Raw genomic sequence first — 19,475 nt, forward strand, 5'->3', positions numbered from 1 at the left:
TCTCGACACCAGCCCACAGGAGGCACGTGATGTTCGCAGCATCCGTCGAGCGGCCCCATGGCGACCGTCCGCTGATCGCGGAGGCGAACCGGCTCATGGACCGCCTTCCGGGGTACCGCGTCGAGATCATCGGAGGCCTGATCATCGTGTCCCCGCCCCCCGACGGTGCTCATGCTCGCGCGCTCTCCAGGTTGAGGCGCCCCTTCGCTGCAGCGGGGCTGGATGGCGGTGAAACCGAAATCCTCGAGGGACTTGGGCTCTGGCTCCCTGCCGGCGCCGAAGACTTCGCCATCCCCGACCTCGTTGTTGTGGACGCCGATTTCGAGGACCATCTCGTCGAGAACAACTGTTACGACCCGATCGCCTTCCGCCTCGTCCTGGAAGTCACGTCCAGCAACTACCAGAACGACCTCCGCGGCAAGGTCACCGCATACGCCCAGGCGAAGATCCCCGTCCACGTCATCGTCGACCGCCAGCATCAGCGCCTCCACGTCTTGACCGAACCCGCCGGGGACACGTACGCCAACCACCGCGTCCACGCTCCCGGCGAGCTCGTCACCCTGCCCGACTCCCTCGGCGCCAAGGTCACCCTCGACGTGGACGAGATCCTCAAGGCCGGGCAGCCGAAGGCTAGTTGACCGCGTCCACCTCGCCCTCGGCCAGCTCCACGTCACACACCAGCGGCCCGTCCCCGACCACCACGTGCCGCGCCCGCGACCCGTACGACGGAGCCGTCGTCGCCAGCAGATACGTCCCCGGACCCGGCACCGACACGATGTACGAGCCGTCCGCGAGGGACACCACCCGGTCCAGCTGACGTCCGCCCGCCGACAGCAGCGTCACCGCCGCCTCCAGGACCGGCTCGCCGTCCGCCGTGCGGACGAAGCCGTGGATGGCCGAGGCGGGACCCTCGGCGGCAGATGCTTCCGAAGCGGCCGCTTCCTCCTTCGGTTCCACCGCCAGATGCGGCAGCCGCTTCTCCAGCCACACCGGCAGCCACCAGTTGGAGTCGCCGAGCAGGTGCATCGCGGCCGGCACCAGGGCCGTACGCAGGATGAACGCGTCGAGGGCGACCGCGGCGGCCAAGCCCACGCCCGCCATCGCCGCCCCGTAGTCGCCGCTCAGCACGAACGCCATGAAGACGCACACCATGATCAGGGCCGCGGAGTTGATGACCCGGCTCGTCTCCGCCAGGCCCACCCGGACCGCTCGCGCGTTGTCCTTGGTGTGCACCCACTCCTCGTGCATCCGGCTGACCAGGAACACCTGGTAGTCCATGGAAAGGCCGAAGAGCAGGGACAGCATGATGATCGGCAGGAAGGCCGCGATCGGGCCCTCCTGGCCGAGGCCCAGCAGGTCCAGGCTCCAGCCCCACTGGAAGATCGCGACCAGGACACCGAAGGAGGCCGCCGCCGCGATCAGGTTCATCAGCGCGGCCGTCAGGGGGACCACGACGGAGCGGAAGGCGATCAGCAGCAGGACGAAGCCGAGACCGATGATCGTCGCGATGAAGTACGGCAGGCGGTCGGCCGTCACCGACGCGAAGTCCTTCGAGACCGCTGTCACGCCGCCGACGTGGGCCTGGACGCCCGCCTCCGGGATCACCCGGTCGCGCAGGGTGTCGATGAGGCGGTCGGTCTCCTCGGCCTGCGGTGAGGTCGTGGGGACGACCTGGATGACCGTGACGCCGTTCGCGGGAGGCGCGGAGAAGGCCTGGGCGACGCCCTCCGTCTCCCTGATCGTCGCGACCAGACCGTCCCCCGAGTCGCCGTTCACCACCACCTGGAGCGGGCCGTTGAAGCCGGGACCGAAGCCCTCGGCGAGCAGGTCGTACGCCTTCCTGGTCGTCGTCGACGCGTCGTCGTTGCCCTGGTCGACCGTGCCCAGACGCAGCGACAGCAGCGGCAGGGCGAGGACGGCCATCACGACGACGGCCAGCGCGGCGACCGAGCGCGGGCGGCGCTCGACGGTCGCCGACCAGCGGGCCGCGAGGCCGCTCGCACGCTCCACCTCGGGGCCCTGTGCGGCGAGCCGGCGCCTCTGGCGGCGGCTGAGCACCCGGTGGCCCAGCAGACCGAGCAGCGCGGGCAGCAGGGTGACGGCCGCGAGCACGCTCAGGACGACGGTCAGCGAGGTACCGATGACCACGCCGTCCAGGAAACGCAGGTTCGTCACCAGCATCCCGGCGAGTGCGATGCACACCGTGCCGCCCGCGAACAGCACGGCCCGGCCGGAGGTGTTGAGGGCGGTGACCGCCGCCTCCTCCGGGTCCAGGCCGCGCAGGATGCCCTTGCGGTGCCGGGTGACGATGAACAGGGCGTAGTCGATGCCGACGCCCAGACCGATCAGCGTGGAGAGCAGCGAGGCCAGTTCGGGCACGTTGGTGACGTGGCTGATCAGCTGCGTGGAGAAGAGGCCGGTGCCCACGCCGAACAGCGCGATCAGGATCGGCAGCAGCATCGCGAACACCGAGCCGAAGGCCAGGAACAGCACGACGGCCGCGGCGAGGATGCCGACGATCTCGGCGGTGCCGGTGGGCGGCTCCTGCACCCGCGTGATGGCCTGGCCGCCGAGCTCGACCTGCAGGCCGTCGCCGCCCGCCTCCCGCGCGGTGTCGACGACGTCCTGGACCAGGTCCTTGGGTACGGCGTTCGCCTGCTCGGCGAAGGTGACCTGGGCGTACGCGATCCGGCCGTCCTTACTGATCTGCGCGGCGCCCTGCGCCCCGTACGGGTCGGTGACCTCGCCGACCCCCTTCATCGCGCCGATCTCCTTCAGGGCGGGTTCTATTCGGGACCGTACGGAGCCGTCCCTTACGGAGCCCTCGTCGACCTTCCACACCACCGTGTCGGTGTCGCCCGCGCGCTCCGGGAAGGCCTTCTCCATCAGGTCGTACGCGTGCTTGGAGTCCGTGTTGGGCAGGGAGAAGACCTCCGCGTAGTTCGTGCCCGCGCTCGAACTCGCCGCGCCCAGGCCGAACAGCGCCCCCACCCACAGCAACAGGACCACCAGCCGGTGCCGGTAGCACCAGCGTGCCAATGTCGCCACGCCAAAAACCCCCTCGTATTCCGGTCGGTCCCCCAGGTCCTGGGCAACAGAATTGGCTGCGGCACGCGCGCGTGGACATGCAAATCCCGTGACTCTCAAGGAACTCCAAAGCGGGAACCGGCCCCGCTGTCAGTGCCCGCGCCGATACTGGGGAGCATGACGACGGTTCCAGGCACCGTGCTGGTCGTGGAGGACGAGGAGAGCATCGCGGACGTCCTCGCCATCGCGCTGCGCTACCACCGGTTCGAGGTGATGACGGCGGGCACTGTCCGCGAGGCGCTCACGCTCGCGGAGCGCACCAGGCCCGACGTCGCGCTGCTCGACGTCATGCTGCCGGACGGGGACGGGCGGGCTTTGGGTCGCAAACTGCGCGACCAGCGATCCGACCTGGCGATCGTCTTCCTCACAGCGCGCGACTCGCCCGCCGAGGTCGTCGGCGCGCTCGGCTTCGGCGACGACTACATCACAAAGCCGTTCAACATCGACGAGGTCGTCGCACGGATCACCGCGGTGCTGCGGCGCACCCGCCCGGCCGACGTCCTGCCGCACCGCCCGCCACTGCGCTACGGCGACCTGGAGCTGGACGAGACGACGTACTCGGTGCACCGCGCGGGGCGCTCCGTCGAGCTCACCCCCACCGAGTACGCCCTGCTGCGCTTCCTGGTGCGCAACGGCGGCCGAATCGTGCCCAAGGAACAACTCCTGCGTCATGTCTGGCAGTACGAGCACACCCCGTCCGAGTCGACCGTCGTCGAGACCTACATCAGCTATCTGCGGCGCAAACTCGAAGCCCTGGGGGCGCCGGTGATCACCACCCGGCGGGGTGTCGGATACGGGCTGGCATGAGGATCCGGGTCCTTCCGCACAAGCGCGGCATCCACTCCCTGCGCGGCAAACTGACGCTGGCGAACGTGGCGCTGCTCGCCCTCGGCATCGTCGCGGCGACCGCCGTGAGCGTGATGGGCATGCGGTACTACCTGCTCGACCAGGTCGACACGGAGCTGACCAAGACCCGTGACTCACTGGGCAGATCGCACCTCACCCTGCGCGCGATCGACTCGCTCAGCGCGCTGGGCTTCGTGCGCGACCGGCTCGACCCGCAGCAGAGCGCCGAGCAGCCCACTCCGGACTCGATCTTCGCCGCGGTCGACAGCCGGGGCGAGGCCGTCGGCATCCTCGGCTTCACGCCGACCGACGCCCAGCGCGGTCTGGCCGACGAGGTCGGCGACCCGCGCCCCCTGACCGAGGACCCCGAGCCGCACGACGTCACCGTGGACGGCTCCGCCTACCGTGCGACGGCCACCCGGCTCGCCGACGGCACCTTCATCCTGCTCGCCACCTCGACCGACGCCGTCCACCGCGGCGTCGCCAAGGCCGTCAAGCTCGACCTCGCCATCGGCACCCTCCTGCTCGCGCTGCTGGCCTGTCTGACGATGTTCAGTGTGCGACGCCGGATGCGGCCGCTGGAGGACATGGTGGAGACCTCGTCGGCGATCGCCGAGGGCGACCTGGCCCGGCGCGTCCCCTCCAGCAGCGAGGCCACCCTGGAGGTCGAACAGCTCCGGGTCGCCCTCAACTCCATGCTCCATCAGGTGGAGTCGGCGTACCGCACGCGCGAGCGCAGCGCGGCCCAGCTGCGCCGCTTCGTCGGCGACGCCTCGCACGAGCTGCGCACCCCGCTGTCCGCGATACGCGGCTACCTCCAGCTGTACGACAAGGGCATGCTCACCGACCCGAGCGAGCGCAAGCGCGCCTGGGACCGGATGAACGGCGAGGTCGACCGCATGGGCCGGCTCGTCGACGAACTGCTCACCCTCGCCCGCCTCGACCAGCAGCCCGAACTCCGCTTCCGCAACGTCGACATCAGCCGCCTGGTCCGGGACGCCGCCGAGGATCTGCGGGTGCAGCAGCCGGGGCGGCCCCTCACGGTCGACGCCGAGGGCTCCCTGCTGGTCCATGCCGACGAGTCCGGGATGCGCCAGGTGCTCGGCAATCTGGTGGCCAACGTGCGCACGCACACGCCCGCGGACGTGCCGGTGCGGCTCGCTGTGGAGCGCGCGGACGGCGTCGTACGGCTGTGTGTCGCGGACAAGGGAATGGGGCTCTGCCAGGAGGACGCGGCGCGTGTCTTCGACCGTTTCTTCCGGGCCGGCGGGGGCGCGGGCAGCGGGCTCGGCATGGCGATCGTGCAGGGGGTGGTGCGGGCCCACGACGGGGAGGTGACGGTGCGGACGGCGCCGGGCGAGGGGCTGGCGGTGACGGTCACGCTGCCGGCGGGAGCGGCCCTTCGGTCGTGACCCACACCGTTCCGCTTCCTGCGCAGCGCTGTCCGCGAGATCGCGTCAGATCCAGGTGAGGCGCCAGAGGCGGAACACTCCGGTGCCGTCCGAGAGGTACTGGCCGCCGCCGACGTCCTCGTTGCTGACGACGTACTCCTTGGCCTGCCACAGCGGGATGACCGGAACGTCGTGGGCGACGGTCTGCTGCAGCTCGCGGAAGTCCTCGGTGGCCTCGGTGCGGTCGGCGTACTGCTGGCTGGTTCGGATCAGCCGGTCGACGGCCTTGCTGCTGTAGCCGGTGTTCATCGTGCCGGCGGTGCCGACGAGCGGGGAGCCGAAGGTGTCCGGGTCGGGGTAGTCGGCCACCCAGCCGACGGCGTACGCGTCCAGCTTCCCGGACGCCCACTGCTTCTGGAATCCGGTCCACTCGTAGCCCTTGAGTGTCACCTTGAACAGGCCGTCCGCCTCCAGCTCCCGCTTGAGTTCCGCGGCCTCCTCGGCGGCGGCACCGCGGCCCTTGGCGTAGCCGTAGGTGAAGTGGACCGGCAGGGTCACGCCGGCCTCGGCGAGGAGCTGCTTGGCCTTGTCCTTGTTCAGCTTGGGGTAGAGGTCGAAGAAGGACGTCGTGTGGCCGGTGATGCCGGTCGGGATCAGCGAGTAGAGCGGGTCGACGGTCCCGTCGTACACCGTGGCGGCCAGCCGGTCGCGGTCGATCAGCCAGGCCATGGCCTGGCGGACCCGCGGATCGTGCAGCGGCGATCCGGAGCGGGTGTTGAGGTACAGGTTGCGGGTCTCGGAGCTGTCGGCCACGGACACGCGCTGGTTCGGGTCGCTGGCGTTCAGGCCGGCGAGGACCGCGGGCGGCAGCTGCCGGGTCGCGACGTCGATCTGCTTCGCCTTCCAGGCGGCGTCGAGCTTGTCGGCGTCGGCGTAGTAGCGCAGTTCGACGGGGCGTCCGGTGTCCTTGAGGGCGCCCTCGTAGCGCTCGTTGGGCGCGAGGACGGCCTTCTTGTCCTTCGTATACGTCGTCAGGTCGTACGGTCCGGTGCCGTCGGCGCCGGCGTCGGTGCGCAGGCTGCCCGCCGGGTACCTGGTGCGGTCGACGATCGCGCCGGCTCCGGTGGCCACCTTGAACGGGAAGGTGGCGTCGGCCGAGGACAGCTGGAAGGTGACGGTGAGGTCGTTCGCGCCGACCGAGCGGAGGGTGCTCAGCAGGGAGGCGGGGCCGACCTCGGAGTTGATCTTCTTGACCCGGTCGAAGGAGTACTTCACGTCCTCTGCGGTCATCTTGCGGCCGCTCGGGAAGGTGAGGTCCTTGCGCAGTTCGCAGCGGTAGGTGCGCAGACCCTTGCCGACGAAGGCACAGCTCCGGGCCGCGTCCGGGACGGGGTTGGCGCCGCCCGGCTCGAAGGTCAGCAGTGACTGGAAGACGTTGCTGAACAACGCCCAGGATCCGGCGTCGTAGGCGCCGGCCGGGTCGAGCGACGTGACGGCGTCCGTGGTGCCGACCGTGATGGTCTTCGCGTCCTCCTGCGCCGGCAGCAACTGCCAGCCGCCCACGCACACGGCCGCCAGCACCAGCAGCGTCGCGATGATCCGCATGCGAACCGATCGCATCGGTTTGCCCTCCCCAGGCCCCTGGTGGACCACCCCGCACGAGCCACTGCCCTAGCGGCGCGGATCAATTAACCACAGGTGTTTCACCTGGGGGAAGAGAGATTTGGGGAGTTGGAAAAGACATTACCGCAAGCGGTTTCGGCCACGTTTCACAGTGCCCTCACAGCTTCGACGCCAGTTCGATCACCGTGATGTCCGACTCGGCCCCGACCCGGGTCGGCGGGCCCCACGCGCCCGCGCCCCGGCTGACGTACAACTGCGTGTCGCCGTAGCGCTCCAGACCGGCGAGGGTCGGGTTCGCGGCCGAGGCGATGAAGTTGCCCGGCCAGAGCTGGCCGCCGTGGGTGTGGCCGGAGAGCTGGAGGTCGACGCCGTGCTCGACGGCGTCGTGGATCTGCACCGGCTGGTGGGCGAGCAGCACGCACGCGCGTGCCTTGTCGCGGTCGCCGAGCGCCTTGGCGAAGTCGGGGCCCTGGCCCTCGCTCTCGCCGGTCACGTCGTTGACGCCGGCGAGGTCGAAGTGGGCCAGTTCGGTGCGGGCGTTCTCCAGCGGGCGCAGGCCGAGCCGTCGTACCTCCTCGATCCACTGTTCGGCGCCGGAGAAGTACTCGTGGTTGCCGGTGACGAAGAAGCTTCCGTGGCGCGCCCGCAGTTGGGACAGCGGGGCCGCCGCCGGCCCCAGGTCCTTCACGCTGCCGTCGACCAGGTCGCCCACGACCGCGATCAGGTCGGGCTGGGTGCCGTTGATCGTGTCGACGACCTTCTGGGCGAAGCCGCGGCCGAGCACCGGGCCCAGGTGGATGTCGCTGACCACGGCGATCCGGTAACCGTGCGCCGCGCGCGGGAGCTTGGCCAGCGGGACGGTGACCCGCTTGACGGTGGGGCCGTTCAGGACGCCGTACGTGCCGTAGCCGACGGTCCCGAGGGCCGCCGCCGCGGCGGCGCCCCCGACGACCCGGGAGACGAACAGACGGCGGGAGGGGAGGGACGCCGGGGTGGCCGCGGGCTCAGGGGCCGGCTCGGGCTCGGGGTCCTGTTCCGGCTCCGGCTCCGGCAGGGGCGCCCCACCCGCCGGGACCGGCTCCGGCCGGCGTACGGCCGTCTCGGCGCCCGCCCGCCGCTCCAGGAACCGTCGCAGCAGCGGTCGTACGGCCTCACCCGCGACCACGGCCAGCAGCAGGTAGATCGACAGGGCCATCCACAGGAAGCCCGGCCAGGCCAGGACGCGCTGGAGCCAGAACGGCGCACCCGCGCGCTCGGCCACGACGGCCGTGACGGTGAGCACCCAGCCGCCCGCGATCAGCACCGCACCGGCGCGGCGCACCGGGCCGGGGGCCCGGGTCGTGTCGCGGAACAGGCGTCTGTAGAGGTACCAGTTGGCCGTCACCAGGACGGCCAGGGCGAGCAGTACGAAGAGTATGACCACGGTCTCGTGTCCCCCGTTGTGGGCTGTCAGGCCTGTCGGTTATGACGTGCGGCGCAATGCGCGCACGGAACGCAACCCGATGCCCCCGACGACCGTCCCCAATACGAAGGAGACGACGGCGAGCACCAGGTGCACCCAGAAATACGCCGTCGGGTGACCGTCGTCGAACGCGAGCCCACTGCTGTCCTTGATCAGGTTTTTGACGAAAGTGACCCAGATGACCCAGCTCCACACCCCGAAGGCGAGCAGGAACCAGGAGACGGGGCGGCTGAGCTTCATACGCCCAGTATCGCCGCCGGGTGTCCGGTTCCTCCGCCGGGGTGGGGAGCCGGACGGGACTTCACGCGCTGTGCCATGTACGTTCCTGACCGTGCCCGCACCGAAGAAGACCGCCAGGCGATCCCTGCTGGTCACCTCCGCCGTCCTGTCGTCGTTCGCGTTGACCGCGCCCGTCTCCCTGGCGGCCCCGAGTCCGTCGCCGAGCCCGTCCGCGAGCCCGTCGGCCACTCCCCCGGCGAACATGTCGACCGTCGGCGGCGAACGCCTCGGCCAGGCGGGGGCGCAGGTCAATCTCGCGAGCGGGGTCCCGGTGCTGCCCAAGGACCTGAGTGCGCGTTCGTGGATCGTCGCCGACGCCGAGTCCGGTGACGTGCTGGCCGCCAACAACGCGCACTGGCGGCTGCCCCCGGCGAGCACCCTGAAGATGCTGTTCGCCGACACGGTGCTGCCGAAGTTCGCGAAGACCGAGAAGCACAAGGTCGTCCCCTCCGACCTGGCCGGCATCGGTTCCGGCTCCAGCCTGGTCGGGATAAAGGAGGGCGAGACGTACACGGTCCACGACCTGTGGCTCGGCGTCTTCCTGCGCTCCGGCAACGACGCCGTGCACGTGCTGTCGCAGTTGAACGGCGGCATCAAGAACACCGTCGCGGAGATGAACGCGCACGCCGAGGAGCTCCAGGCCCTCGACACGTACGTGGTCAGCCCCGACGGCTACGACCAGCCCGGCCAGGTCTCCTCCGCGTACGACCTGACCCTGATCGCCCGCTCGGGGCTGCAGAAGAAGGACTTCCGCGAGTACAGCTCGACGGTCAGCGCGAAGTTCCCGGGCAAGACGACGAAGAACAAGAAGGGCAGGACCAGCCGCGGGTCCTTCGAGATCCAGAACACCAACCGGCTGCTGACCGGCGACTCCGACGTCTCCGTCTATCCGGGCATCGCGGGCGTCAAGAACGGCAACACCACCAACGCCGGCGCCACCTTCACCGGCGTCGCCGAGCAGGGCGGCAAGGTGCTGCTCGTCACCGTCATGAACCCCGGCAAAGACGAGCACAACGAGGTCTACAAGGAGACCGCCAAGCTCTTCGACTGGGGCTTCAAGGCGGCCGGCAAGGTGCAGCCGGTCGGTGAGCTGGTGCCGCCGAGGAGCGCCGCGCAGGCGAGCGCCCAGCCGGGGGCGACCGCCTCCGGGGAGGCGGGGGGCGCGAACGCCGGGGGCACGGAGGCCGACGCCTCGTCGAAGCCGGTGGCGTCCGCCACCACCGAGGGCGGCTCCGGGGGCATGGGTATCGCGCTCGCGATCACCGGCGGGCTGCTGGTGCTGCTCGCGGGCGCCGGGTTCCTGGTCAACCGCCGCTGGCCGCTGCCGGATCTGGTACGTCGCCGGCCCCGCCCGTAGGTTCGTCCTCCTTGCTCTGCGTCGCCGTCCACGCGGCGCAGAACAGCACCAGCTTCGCCGTGAAGTTGATCCACAACAGCAGGGCGACGGGGACGCCGAACGCGCCGTACATGCTCTTCGTGGCCACACCCTGCATATAGCCGCTGAGCAGCAGTTTCAGCAGCTCGAAGCCGACCGCGCCGGTCAGCGCGGCCACGATCAGGCGGCGGCGCGGGGGCTCGACTCCCGGAAGCAGGGTCAGGACGTAGAGGAGGAGCAGGAAGTCGGCGAGTACGGCGACGAGGAACGCGGCGATCTGCAGCAGGACGCTGCCCCAGCCCTCCCTGTCGATGCCCAGTTGGTCGGTGATCCAGCCGACCATGGCGGAGGCCACGGTGGACGTGGCGAGGGTGGCCAGCACGGCGCCGCCGAGGCCGACCAGGATGCCCAGGTCCTTGGCCTTGCGCAGGACCGGGTTCTCCTCCTCGTCGGGCAGCTCCCACACCGCCCGCAGACACTCACGCATCGAGCCCGCCCAGCCGATTCCGGTGAACAGCAGGACGGCGCCCGCGATGAGGCCGACGGTGCCGGCGTTCTGCACCAGGCCGTCGATGTTCAGCTGGTCGGAGATGCCGGGCACCTGCTCGGCGATCTTGTCCTCCAGCGTGCCCTGACGCTCCTTGCTGAGCGTGGCCGCGGCGATCGAGGCGGCCACGGTGAGGAGCGGGAAGAGCGCCACAAAACTGGTGAACGTCATCGCGGCGGCCAGCCGAGTCCACTTCACCCGGTCCAGCCTGTCGTACGACCGCCACGCGTGCGTGGCCGTCAGGCGGGCGACCAGCGGCCCGACGCCGGGGAGTCTTTTCAGCCAGTCCATGAACCGACTCTGCCCTAGTTGCGGAAGACCAATGTCCTGGTGCCCCAAAACCGCAGGACGGTGGCAAGGGCCATCCCGATTCCCGCGCCGGAGACGGTGTCGGCGCGCTGCGAGGTGAGGCCGAGGCCGTAGTGGCTGACCGCGAGGCACAGGAGCTGTACGAGGGCGCCGGCGACGTTCACCGCGAAGAAGACGGCGTACGGGCGCGGCCCCTTCGGCCCGGTGTTCCGGTAGGTGCCGAGCGCATTGCCCAGGTACGCCACCGAGCAGCCCGCGACGAAGGAGAGCACCTTGGCGGTGAGCGGGTCGAGCCCGGCCGGGCCGCGCAGACAGGTGAAGAGGGCGAGGTCGACGGCGTAGGCGAGGAGGCCGACCGTGGCGAAGCCCAGGATTTCCCGGCGGCCGGCCCACGCGCGCTTGCGCGGCCGTTCCGTTCGGCTCGCCCGCGCGCGTGTGCTCACCAATTGGCCACCGCCAGGGCGTACATCGCGACCCACACCAGCCCGATGACGGCGAGTGCGCGGTCGCGCAGGACGACGTCCTCGGGTTCACCGGCGGTGCCACGGTCGGCGAAGACGGCGTACCTGAGGATCGCGAGGACGAACGCGACCATGGACAACTGCCGCCAGGGCAGGACGCTGGTGTGCGGGACGCCGCCCTCCTCCAGGGCCCACAGGCAGTACCCGAGGACGGCCACGCCGGCCGCGAGCTGCCACACGAAGCGCAGGTATCCGGGGGTGTACTCGCTCAGCAACGCGCGCGTGGCACCCGCTTTCCCGGCCATCTGGACGGCTTCGGAGTAGCGCTTGGCCGACACCATGAACAGCGCGCCGAACCCGGTCGTGATCAGGAACCACCGCGACAGCGGGATGCCGAGCGCGAGCCCGCCGGCCATCGCCCGCATCAGGAACCCGGTCGTGACGACGACGAGGTCGACGACCAGGACGTGCTTGAGGCTGACGCAGTAGGCCAGTTGCATGGCCAGGTACGCCGTCAGGAGCGCCGCGACGGCCGGCGAGGCCAGCCAGGCCGCGACGACCGGCGCGAGGACGCCGAGGGCGCCTCCGACGGCGTAGGCGACGGGTACGGGGACCTGTCCGGCGGCGACCGGGCGGCGGCGCTTGGTGGGGTGGGCGCGGTCGGCGTCGGCGTCGCGGGCGTCGTTGATCAGGTAGACGGCGGCGGCGCAGGCGGTGAAGAGGGCGAAGACGAGTGCGAGTCGGGTGAGGGCGTGCCGGGAGAAGAGCTGGCCGGCGGCGGCAGGGGCGGCCACGACCAGGACGTTCTTGACCCACTGCCTGGGGCGCGCGGTCTTGACGAGCCCTCCCAGAAGGGAGCCCTTGCGCGGTGGTGGGGGCTTCCGGAGAGGCGTGCTCTGTTCCAGCAGCACCGTCTCGCGGGTGCGTGCGCCGCCTGTCATCGGCGCGGCCTCAGTCATGCTCGCCCCCTCTCATCCAGCGCGCCCCCATGCGCGCTGTGAGCGCCCCCAGGACCGCGCCCGCCGCCACGTCGGAGGGGTGGTGCACGCCCACGACCAGGCGCGACACGCACATCGCGGCCGCCAGCGGCGGGACGGTGTAGGCCCCCAGAGCGCCGAAGGCGACCGCGGCGGCCGCGGCGGAGGTCGCGTGCGAACTCGGGAAGGAGTGCCGGCCGGCGGTGCGTACCAGGGGCTCGACATGCGCTGGACGCGGACGGCGCACCACCCTTTTCACGCCCATGCTGACGAGGTGGGCGCCCGCCGTGAGCGCGGTACCGCGCAGCCAGGCGCCGCGCCGCGGGCCGTCCACGGCGGCTCCCGCGAGGCCCGCCGCGAGCCACAGCGCGCCGTGCTCGCCGGCCCAGGACAGGGCGCGCGCGGTGTTCGCGATGTGGGGGTCGCCGCCGTACGCCCTCAGCGCCGAAAGGATTCGGTGGTCCAGGTCGTCGTGATCGTCCATGTGGACTCACTGTTCACGTCAACACCATCCAATTTCCGGCAATATAGGGCGACATCCCATTAATCACCCATTTCGGGGATCAGGTGAATGTTTGCAAACTGATCGCCCACTAAGGGGCGATACGGTCACCGACATGTCTGCCGACACCGTTTCCGTCACCGGCTGGGGCCGCACCGCCCCCACCGCCGCGCGTCTGGTCCGCCCACGGACGTACGAGGAGGCCGTGGCCGCCGTCCGGGACTGCGGGCCCCGTGGAGGCATCCCGAGAGGCCTGGGGCGGGCCTACGGTGACGCGGCACAGAACGCCGGTGGGTCCGTGTTCGACATGACGGCTCTCGACCGCATCCACGTCATCGACGCCGACGACGGGATCGTGCTGTGCGACGCGGGCGTCTCCCTGCACCGGCTGATGCACGTGCTGCTGCCGCTCGGCTGGTTCGTGCCGGTCACCCCCGGCACCCGCTACGTCACGGTGGGCGGCGCGATCGGCGCGGACATCCACGGCAAGAACCACCACGTGTCGGGCTCGTTCTCCCGGCACCTCCTGTCGCTCGAACTCCTCACCGCCGACGGCGAGATCCGCACGGTCGGCCGTGGCACGCCGCTGTTCGACGCGACGACCGGCGGCATGGGCCTGACCGGCGTGATCCTCACCGCCACGGTCCGGCTCCAGCCGGTCGAGACCTCGCTCATGTCGGTCGACACCGAGCGCGCACGGGACCTGGACGACCTGATGGCCCGTCTGACGGCCACCGATCACCACTACCGCTACTCCGTCGCGTGGATCGACCTCCTGGCGCGCGGCGCGGCGACGGGCCGCGCGGTGCTGACCCGCGGTGACCACGCCCCCCTGGAGGCACTGCCGCAACGCACGCGCGCGCGCAGAGACCCACTGGCCTTCCGCACCTCCCACCTTCCGGCCGCTCCCGCCTTCCTCCCGGAGGGCCTGCTCAACCGGAAGACCGTGGGACTCTTCAACGAGCTCTGGTATCGCAAAGCCCCACGCGCGCGTACCGGCGAACTCCAGAAGATCTCCACCTTCTTCCACCCCCTGGACGGCGTCCCCCACTGGAACCGGATCTACGGCCGCGGCGGCTTCGTGCAGTACCAGTTCGTTGTCGGCCACGGCCAGGAGGACGCCGTACGCCGGATCGTGCGCCGCATCTCGCAGCGCCGGTGCCCGTCGTTCCTCGCCGTCCTCAAGCGCTTCGGGGACGCCGACCCGGGCTGGCTCTCCTTCCCCGTGCCCGGCTGGACCCTGGCCCTGGACATCCCGGCCCACCTGCCCGGCCTCGGCGCCTTCCTCGACGAACTGGACGAGGAGGTCGCCGCGGCCGACGGGCGCCTCTACCTCGCCAAGGACTCCCGCCTGCGTCCCGAACTGCTTTCCGCGATGTACCCACGCCTGGCCGACTTCCGCGCCCTGCGCGCGGAGCTGGACCCGCGCGGGGTCTTCGCCTCGGACCTGTCCCGGCGCCTCGACATCTGATCACCCCGGCCGTCTCACCCCCTTCAGCCGCACGGCTGGGGCAACCTCTTGGAGCTGTCGTGAAGGACGCCTTCGGCATCCCCCGGTCCCTGCTCGTCCTCGGCGGCACGTCGGAGATCGCGCTCGCCACCGCACGCCGCCTGATCGCCCGCCGCACCCGCACGGTGTGGCTGGCGGGACGCCCCACGCCCGCCCTGGACGAGGCCGCGGAGCACCTGCGCGGCCTCGGGGCCGAGGTCCACACCGTCACCTTCGACGCGCTCGATCCCGACTCCCACGAGACCACGCTCGGCAAGGTCTTCGCCGAGGGCGACGTCGATATGGTGCTGCTCGCCTTCGGGATCCTCGGCGACCAGGCGCAGGACGAACGCGAACCGGCGAGCGCGGTGCGTGTCGCGCAGACCAACTACACGGGAGCGGTGTCGGCGGGGCTGGTCGCCGCGCGCGGGCTGCAGACCCAGGGCCACGGTTCGCTCGTGGTGCTGTCCTCCGTGGCCGGCGAGCGCGCCCGCCGCTCGAACTTCATCTACGGCTCGAGCAAGGCCGGCCTCGACGCCTTCGCCCAGGGCCTGGGCGACGCCCTGCACGGCACCGGCGTGCACGTGATGGTCGTACGCCCCGGATTCGTCCGCACGAAGATGACCTCGGGCCTGCCGGAGGCACCTCTCACGACGACGCCGGAGACGGTCGCCTCGGCGATCGAGCTGGGGCTGCGGCGGCGCACCGAGACGGTATGGGTGCCGGGGGCGTTGCGCGTGGTGATGTCGGCACTGCGGCACGTGCCGCGGCCGGTGTTCCGGCGGCTGCCGCTGTAACCGTGGTTACAGCTGGCCTGTCGGCAGAGAACCGCGCTTGAGGTGCTCCGCCTGCGGCGGCACCACCGGGCTTTTGAAGACGTACTCACGCAGCTTGCGCCACACGCCGTCGGCGCCCTGTTCGTAGAGTGCGAAGCCGGTGCAGGGCCACTCGGCCCGGTAGTCGGCCAGCTCCTCGAAGGCGCGGTCCATGGCGTCGTCGTCGATGCCGTGCGCCACCGTGACGTGCGGGTGGTACGGGAACTGCAGTTCGCGTGCCACGGGGCCGGAGGCGTCCCGGACCTGCTTCTGCAGCCAGGTGCACGCCTCGGCGCCCTCGGCGACCTGGACGTAGACCACGGGCGACAGCGGCCGGAACGTGCCCGTGCCCGACAGCCGCATGGGGAAGGGCCGGCCGGCCGCGGCGACCTCGGTCAGGTGGGCCTCGACGGCCGACAACGCGGTTTCGTCGATCTCCGTCGGTGGCAGCAGGGTGACGTGCGTGGGAATGCCGTGAGCTGCTGCGTCGCCGAAGCCCGCACGCAGCTGTTGGAGCAGGCTGCCGTGAGGCTCCGGGACCGCGATCGACACGCCGATCGTTACGGTCCCCACGTCGTCTCCTGTCGTCCTGTTCGGGTGCGTTCCCAGCCGTCCGGCTATCGACTGTACGGCCACGGCTGTGTTGTGGGCAGGCGCAACCGTAGTGATGTGCAGCGCTCTGCCCTGCGGTGCGCCTGTGCGGTCGTACGCCTCAGTGCTTGGCGGGCAGGAAACCCACCCGGTCGTACGCCTGCGAGAGCGTCTCCGCGGCCACGGCACGCGCCTTCTCCGCGCCCTTGGCCAGGATCGAGTCCAGTGTCTCCGGGTCGTCCAGGTACTGCTGGGTGCGCTCGCGGAACGGCGTCACGAACTCGACCATGATCTCGGCCAGGTCCGCCTTGAGAGCGCCGTAGCCCTTACCTTCGTACTTTTGTTCCAGTTCCGCGATCCCCTCGCCCGTGAGGGTCGAGTGGATGGTGAGCAGGTTGCTGACACCCGGCTTGTTCTCCGGGTCGAAGCGGATGACGGTGTCGGTGTCGGTGACCGCGCTCTTGACCTTCTTGGCGGTGGCCTTGGGCTCGTCGAGGAGATTGATGAGGCCCTTCGGCATGGACGCCGACTTGCTCATCTTGATCGACGGGTCCTGAAGGTCGTAGATCTTCGCCGTCTCCTTGAGGATGTACGGCTTCGGGACGGTGAAGGTCGCGCCGAAGCGGCCGTTGAACCGCTCGGCGAGGTCGCGGGTGAGCTCGATGTGCTGGCGCTGGTCCTCGCCCACCGGGACCTCGTGCGCCTGGTACAGCAGGATGTCCGCGACCTGGAGGACCGGATACGTGAACAGGCCGACGCTGGCGCGGTCGGCGCCCTGCTTGGCCGACTTGTCCTTGAACTGGGTCATGCGGGACGCCTCGCCGAAGCCGGTGAGGCAGTTCATGACCCAGGCCAGCTGGGCGTGCTCGGGGACGTGGCTCTGAACGAAGAGCGTGCAGCGCTCCGGGTCGAGACCGGCCGCGAGGAGCTGGGCGGCGGCGAGCCGGGTGTTGGCACGCAGGTCCGCGGGGTCCTGCGGGACCGTGATCGCGTGCAGGTCGACGACCATGTAGAACGCGTCGTGGGACTCCTGCAGGGCCACCCACTGGCGGACGGCGCCGAGGTAGTTGCCGAGGTGGAACGAGCCTGCGGTGGGCTGGATTCCGGAGAGCACGCGGGGTCGGTCAGAGGCCATGCTCACCATTCTCTCAGGTGTCGGGGGCCGATCCGGAACCGGCCGGAAACAGAGGGGACTCGGGTGGGAACCGATCCGGCCCGAGCGGTGTACCAAGAATGTGAGGACGCGGGAGGGGGGCCGCATCGTCGATGAGGCCGCGGTGATCGCACGCGTACGCGCCGGAGACCCGGAGGCGTACGCGGACCTGGTGCGGGCCCATACGGGCCTCGCGCTCAGGGCGGCCGCCGCGCTCGGGGCGGGTGCGGACGCGGAGGACGTTGTGCAGCAGGCCTTCGTCAAGGCGTACTGCGCGCTGGGCCGGTTCAAGGACGGCGCGTCGTTCAAGCCGTGGCTGCTGTCGATCGTGGCCAATGAGACGAGGAACACAGTGCGGACGGCGGCCCGGCAGCGGACGCTCGCCGGCCGTGAGGCGGCCTTCGTGGAGGCGGACCCGCTGATACCGGAATCGGCGGACCCCGCGGTGGCCACCTTGGAGACGGAGCGCCGCGCCGCCCTGCTGGCCGCCCTGGAGAAGCTGTCCGAGGAGCACCGCCTGGTCGTCACCTACCGCTATCTGCTGGAGATGGACGAGTCCGAGACGGCCCAGGCCCTGGGCTGGCCCCGGGGGACGGTGAAGTCCCGGCTCAACCGCGCACTGCGGAAGATGAGCCGGCTGCTGCCGGATTTCCGGCCTCGGGAGACTCGGGAGACTCGGGAGACTCGGGAAGGGGGTGATGAGCGTGAGTGAGGAGCGGGAGCGGAATACCCACGGCGGTGAGGGCGGCGCCGGTGACAGGGGCGGGGGGCGTCGGCGCGGCGAGGCCGCCCGGCTGCCGGAGGAGCTGCGGGCGCTGGGGCGTTCGCTGGACCCCCCGGGCGGCGCCGGGGCCGAGTCGATGGTCGAGCGGGTGCTGGAGCGGATACTCGCCGAGCAGGTCCCCGTTCCGGTGGCCGAGCCGCCGGGGGTAGGTGATCGGCTACGGGCGGCCCGGTTCTGGACACGGGCTCGGTGGCGATCGCTGTCCGCGACGCTGTGCGGACTGCTGGCGGTCCTCGCGCTCACGCCCCCGGTGCGGGCCGCGGTCCTCGACTGGTTCGACTTCGGCGGGGTCGAGGTGCGGTACGACCCGTCGGCGGTGCCGTCGACCGGCGCCGAGGTGCCCGGCTGCGGGAAGCCACTCTCGCTCGCGCGGGCCGAGCGCGAGGCCGGGTTCGAGCCGCTGGTTCCTCCGGCGCTGGGCGCGCCGGACACCGTGTCGGTCACCGACGAGCCGCAGGGGCGGTTCTTGGTGAGCCTGTGCTGGCGCGAGCAGGGGCGCACGGTCCGCCTGGACCAGTACCCGGCCAGTCTGGACGTCGGCTTCGCCAAGAGTGTGCCCGAGCAGCCCACGTGGATCTCGCTGAGCGAGAACCCCGCGGACGCCGGCACGCCGACGAACACGGCCCTGTGGTTTCCGCGACCGCACCTGCTGAGCTTCTGGCTGGTGGATGCGTACGGCTCCCGCCACACCCGCGAGCAGCGGACCGCCGGGCCGACGCTGCTGTGGATGCACGGCTCGGGCAGCTCCGGCGACTCGGGCGGCTCCGGCGGCTCGCACGTGACGCTGCGGCTGGAGGGAGTGGCGTCGCAGGGGCGGGCGGTGGAGATCGCGAAGTCCCTCGACGGGGCGCCCGAGAAGTCTCCGAGATAGTGCGGGCGGGGTGGGAACCCCGACGGGTCGGGCGGTGTACCAGAAGTGACACGCGGCTCGTGGGCGGGCCGCACGGGGATGGGCCGGCTTTGCAGGGGGTTCGATGCGCGGGATCGGGGTTGGGATCGGGAACGGGATCGTTGTCGGCTGGAGCGGCCGCTGTCGTGAACTGGCCGCGTTGACAGGGGCCTTGGCGGTGGCGTTGGCGCTGATGCTGTGGGGGGCTTCCTCGGCGTCGGCCGGCGGACCCACGAGCGTGCTCGTGGTCTCACCGCAGAGCACGGAGACGGCGGCGCTGTACTACTCCGACGAGGAGTACGGAGAGCTGGAGCAACTGCTCGGCACCCCCGGCACCGGCGTCCGCGACAAGCCGCCGGAGGCCGATCTGATGGCCGCCCGGCAGATCAACGTCACCTGGATGGCACACGACGTGTCGCCCTGGCGCCTGGACCGGGTCTTCCCGCTGACGGACGCCGACGAGGTCTGGATACACACGGCGGCGAACCTCCCCGAAACGGTGAACGGCCACTGGCACCGCGCCCGACACCCCGGCCAACTGCGCGCCCTGCTCAAGGACCTGGGGGTGATGGGTAAGACCTCGGGTCAGGGCTCCTCCGCGATCTTCCCGGCGCCTTGGCAGACGAGCGAGACCGGGAGCGACGCCGGCGTCGATACGACGGACTCCGTAGCGGACGCGGCCGTCGCACCGGCCGCGCAAGACGGGCCCGGGGAAGGCACCGACTGGTGGTGGGTACTGCCCGGCGCGGCAGCCGGAGCCGTCCTGGCGCTGGTGCTCCGACTGTTCGCCACGCGGATGCCGTGGGACCGATGGCGACCGGAGCCGGGGCCGCGGCAGGAGCTGCGGGACGTGTGAGACGTCCGGGGCGGCGACGGATGAGGCGATGGACGACAT

The 19,475-nt window shown here is 70.9% G+C and carries 19 protein-coding genes; 9 read left to right on the top strand and 10 right to left on the bottom strand.

What is annotated here, in order from left to right:
* Positions 1-29: 29 nt before the first annotated feature.
* Positions 30-638, top strand: a complete 609-nt coding sequence (locus ACFWWR_RS09930; RefSeq protein ID WP_383873173.1) for a Uma2 family endonuclease — start codon at positions 30-32, stop codon at positions 636-638.
* Here ACFWWR_RS09930 and ACFWWR_RS09935 read toward each other — a convergent pair.
* Positions 631-3,039, bottom strand: a complete 2,409-nt coding sequence (locus tag ACFWWR_RS09935; protein ID WP_384302763.1) for an MMPL family transporter — start codon at positions 3,037-3,039, stop codon at positions 631-633. The two genes, ACFWWR_RS09930 and ACFWWR_RS09935, sit on opposite strands and share 8 nt — an antisense overlap.
* A 165-nt stretch (positions 3,040-3,204) precedes the next feature.
* Between ACFWWR_RS09935 and ACFWWR_RS09940 the strand changes: the two genes are divergently transcribed.
* Entirely contained in the window at positions 3,205-3,894 is a 690-nt protein-coding gene (locus ACFWWR_RS09940; protein ID WP_383873176.1) for a response regulator transcription factor, read from the top strand.
* A complete protein-coding gene (locus tag ACFWWR_RS09945; protein ID WP_383873179.1) occupies positions 3,891-5,345 on the top strand; it encodes an ATP-binding protein in 1,455 nt (484 codons plus the stop codon). The genes ACFWWR_RS09940 and ACFWWR_RS09945 overlap by 4 nt, the downstream gene beginning before the upstream one ends.
* 45 nt (positions 5,346-5,390) lie before the next feature.
* Here ACFWWR_RS09945 and ACFWWR_RS09950 read toward each other — a convergent pair whose 3' ends face one another.
* The 3 genes from ACFWWR_RS09950 to ACFWWR_RS09960 all read right to left on the bottom strand — a co-directional run bounded on the left by ACFWWR_RS09950 (position 5,391) and on the right by ACFWWR_RS09960 (position 8,649).
* A complete protein-coding gene (locus ACFWWR_RS09950; protein ID WP_383873182.1) occupies positions 5,391-6,944 on the bottom strand; it encodes an ABC transporter substrate-binding protein in 1,554 nt (517 codons plus the stop codon).
* A gap of 160 nt (positions 6,945-7,104) precedes the next feature.
* Positions 7,105-8,370: a metallophosphoesterase gene (locus ACFWWR_RS09955; RefSeq protein WP_383873185.1), complete on the bottom strand. Its 1,266-nt coding sequence runs from the start codon at positions 8,368-8,370 to the stop codon at positions 7,105-7,107.
* A 39-nt stretch (positions 8,371-8,409) separates the two neighbouring features.
* Positions 8,410-8,649: an SCO4848 family membrane protein gene (locus ACFWWR_RS09960; RefSeq protein ID WP_383873188.1), complete on the bottom strand. Its 240-nt coding sequence runs from the start codon at positions 8,647-8,649 to the stop codon at positions 8,410-8,412.
* Positions 8,650-8,740: 91 nt separating this feature from the next.
* Here ACFWWR_RS09960 and ACFWWR_RS09965 point away from each other — a divergent pair, with 91 nt between their 5' ends.
* Entirely contained in the window at positions 8,741-10,045 is a 1,305-nt protein-coding gene (locus ACFWWR_RS09965) for a D-alanyl-D-alanine carboxypeptidase family protein (RefSeq protein WP_383873191.1), read from the top strand.
* Here ACFWWR_RS09965 and ACFWWR_RS09970 read toward each other — a convergent pair.
* From ACFWWR_RS09970 to ACFWWR_RS09985, 4 genes are read right to left on the bottom strand one after another with little or no spacing between them, the layout of a single operon-like run.
* Complete coding sequence (locus ACFWWR_RS09970; RefSeq protein ID WP_383873194.1) at positions 9,993-10,901, bottom strand: YihY/virulence factor BrkB family protein; 909 nt, start codon at positions 10,899-10,901, stop codon at positions 9,993-9,995. The two genes, ACFWWR_RS09965 and ACFWWR_RS09970, sit on opposite strands and share 53 nt — an antisense overlap.
* Positions 10,902-10,915: 14 nt before the next feature.
* A complete protein-coding gene (locus ACFWWR_RS09975; protein ID WP_384302715.1) occupies positions 10,916-11,362 on the bottom strand; it encodes a GtrA family protein in 447 nt (148 codons plus the stop codon).
* Entirely contained in the window at positions 11,359-12,339 is a 981-nt protein-coding gene (locus ACFWWR_RS09980) for a decaprenyl-phosphate phosphoribosyltransferase (protein ID WP_383873197.1), read from the bottom strand. The genes ACFWWR_RS09975 and ACFWWR_RS09980 overlap by 4 nt, the downstream gene beginning before the upstream one ends.
* Positions 12,332-12,841 (bottom strand): phosphatase PAP2 family protein, encoded by a 510-nt coding sequence (locus ACFWWR_RS09985; RefSeq protein WP_383873199.1) that lies wholly within the window; start codon positions 12,839-12,841, stop codon positions 12,332-12,334. The genes ACFWWR_RS09980 and ACFWWR_RS09985 overlap by 8 nt, the downstream gene beginning before the upstream one ends.
* A gap of 133 nt (positions 12,842-12,974) precedes the next feature.
* Between ACFWWR_RS09985 and ACFWWR_RS09990 the strand changes: the two genes are divergently transcribed.
* Together ACFWWR_RS09990 and ACFWWR_RS09995 are read left to right on the top strand one after the other, a co-directional pair.
* On the top strand, positions 12,975-14,330 hold the full coding sequence (locus tag ACFWWR_RS09990) for an FAD-binding protein (protein WP_383873202.1): 1,356 nt from the start codon (positions 12,975-12,977) through the stop codon (positions 14,328-14,330).
* A gap of 59 nt (positions 14,331-14,389) precedes the next feature.
* Complete coding sequence (locus tag ACFWWR_RS09995; RefSeq protein WP_384302717.1) at positions 14,390-15,145, top strand: decaprenylphospho-beta-D-erythro-pentofuranosid-2-ulose 2-reductase; 756 nt, start codon at positions 14,390-14,392, stop codon at positions 15,143-15,145.
* A gap of 6 nt (positions 15,146-15,151) precedes the next feature.
* Here ACFWWR_RS09995 and ACFWWR_RS10000 read toward each other — a convergent pair whose 3' ends face one another.
* Positions 15,152-15,736: a 2'-5' RNA ligase family protein gene (locus ACFWWR_RS10000; RefSeq protein WP_383873207.1), complete on the bottom strand. Its 585-nt coding sequence runs from the start codon at positions 15,734-15,736 to the stop codon at positions 15,152-15,154.
* Positions 15,737-15,875: 139 nt separating this feature from the next.
* Complete coding sequence (trpS, locus tag ACFWWR_RS10005) at positions 15,876-16,889, bottom strand: tryptophan--tRNA ligase (RefSeq protein ID WP_384302719.1); 1,014 nt, start codon at positions 16,887-16,889, stop codon at positions 15,876-15,878.
* Between the two features lie 100 nt (positions 16,890-16,989).
* Between trpS and ACFWWR_RS10010 the strand changes: the two genes are divergently transcribed.
* The 3 genes from ACFWWR_RS10010 (at position 16,990) to ACFWWR_RS10020 (ending at position 19,436) form a co-directional block, all read left to right on the top strand.
* Entirely contained in the window at positions 16,990-17,619 is a 630-nt protein-coding gene (locus ACFWWR_RS10010) for an RNA polymerase sigma factor (protein WP_384302721.1), read from the top strand.
* Positions 17,606-18,562 carry a hypothetical protein gene (locus ACFWWR_RS10015; protein WP_384302723.1) on the top strand — a complete coding sequence of 319 codons (957 nt, stop codon included), beginning with the start codon at positions 17,606-17,608 and terminating at the stop codon, positions 18,560-18,562. The genes ACFWWR_RS10010 and ACFWWR_RS10015 overlap by 14 nt, the downstream gene beginning before the upstream one ends.
* 178 nt (positions 18,563-18,740) lie before the next feature.
* Positions 18,741-19,436: a hypothetical protein gene (locus ACFWWR_RS10020; protein WP_383873218.1), complete on the top strand. Its 696-nt coding sequence runs from the start codon at positions 18,741-18,743 to the stop codon at positions 19,434-19,436.
* Positions 19,437-19,475: the final 39 nt, after the last annotated feature.

The sequence above is a fragment of the Streptomyces sp. NPDC058678 genome (genome assembly GCF_042714835.1).
Classification (GTDB): domain Bacteria; phylum Actinomycetota; class Actinomycetes; order Streptomycetales; family Streptomycetaceae; genus Streptomyces.

Excerpts from the sequence above, each read along its gene's own strand:
- ACFWWR_RS09930 (WP_383873173.1), top strand. The coding sequence starts at position 30 with ATGTTCGCAGCATCCGTCGAGCGGCCCCATGGCGACCGTCCGCTGATC.
- ACFWWR_RS09940 (WP_383873176.1), top strand. The coding sequence starts at position 3,205 with ATGACGACGGTTCCAGGCACCGTGCTGGTCGTGGAGGACGAGGAGAGC.
- ACFWWR_RS09945 (WP_383873179.1), top strand. The coding sequence starts at position 3,891 with ATGAGGATCCGGGTCCTTCCGCACAAGCGCGGCATCCACTCCCTGCGC.
- ACFWWR_RS09950 (WP_383873182.1), bottom strand. The coding sequence starts at position 6,944 with ATGCGATCGGTTCGCATGCGGATCATCGCGACGCTGCTGGTGCTGGCG.
- ACFWWR_RS09960 (WP_383873188.1), bottom strand. The coding sequence starts at position 8,649 with ATGAAGCTCAGCCGCCCCGTCTCCTGGTTCCTGCTCGCCTTCGGGGTG.
- ACFWWR_RS09970 (WP_383873194.1), bottom strand. The coding sequence starts at position 10,901 with ATGGACTGGCTGAAAAGACTCCCCGGCGTCGGGCCGCTGGTCGCCCGC.
- ACFWWR_RS09980 (WP_383873197.1), bottom strand. The coding sequence starts at position 12,339 with ATGACTGAGGCCGCGCCGATGACAGGCGGCGCACGCACCCGCGAGACG.
- ACFWWR_RS09985 (WP_383873199.1), bottom strand. The coding sequence starts at position 12,841 with ATGGACGATCACGACGACCTGGACCACCGAATCCTTTCGGCGCTGAGG.
- ACFWWR_RS09990 (WP_383873202.1), top strand. The coding sequence starts at position 12,975 with ATGTCTGCCGACACCGTTTCCGTCACCGGCTGGGGCCGCACCGCCCCC.
- trpS (WP_384302719.1), bottom strand. The coding sequence starts at position 16,889 with ATGGCCTCTGACCGACCCCGCGTGCTCTCCGGAATCCAGCCCACCGCA.
- ACFWWR_RS10015 (WP_384302723.1), top strand. The coding sequence starts at position 17,606 with ATGAGCGTGAGTGAGGAGCGGGAGCGGAATACCCACGGCGGTGAGGGC.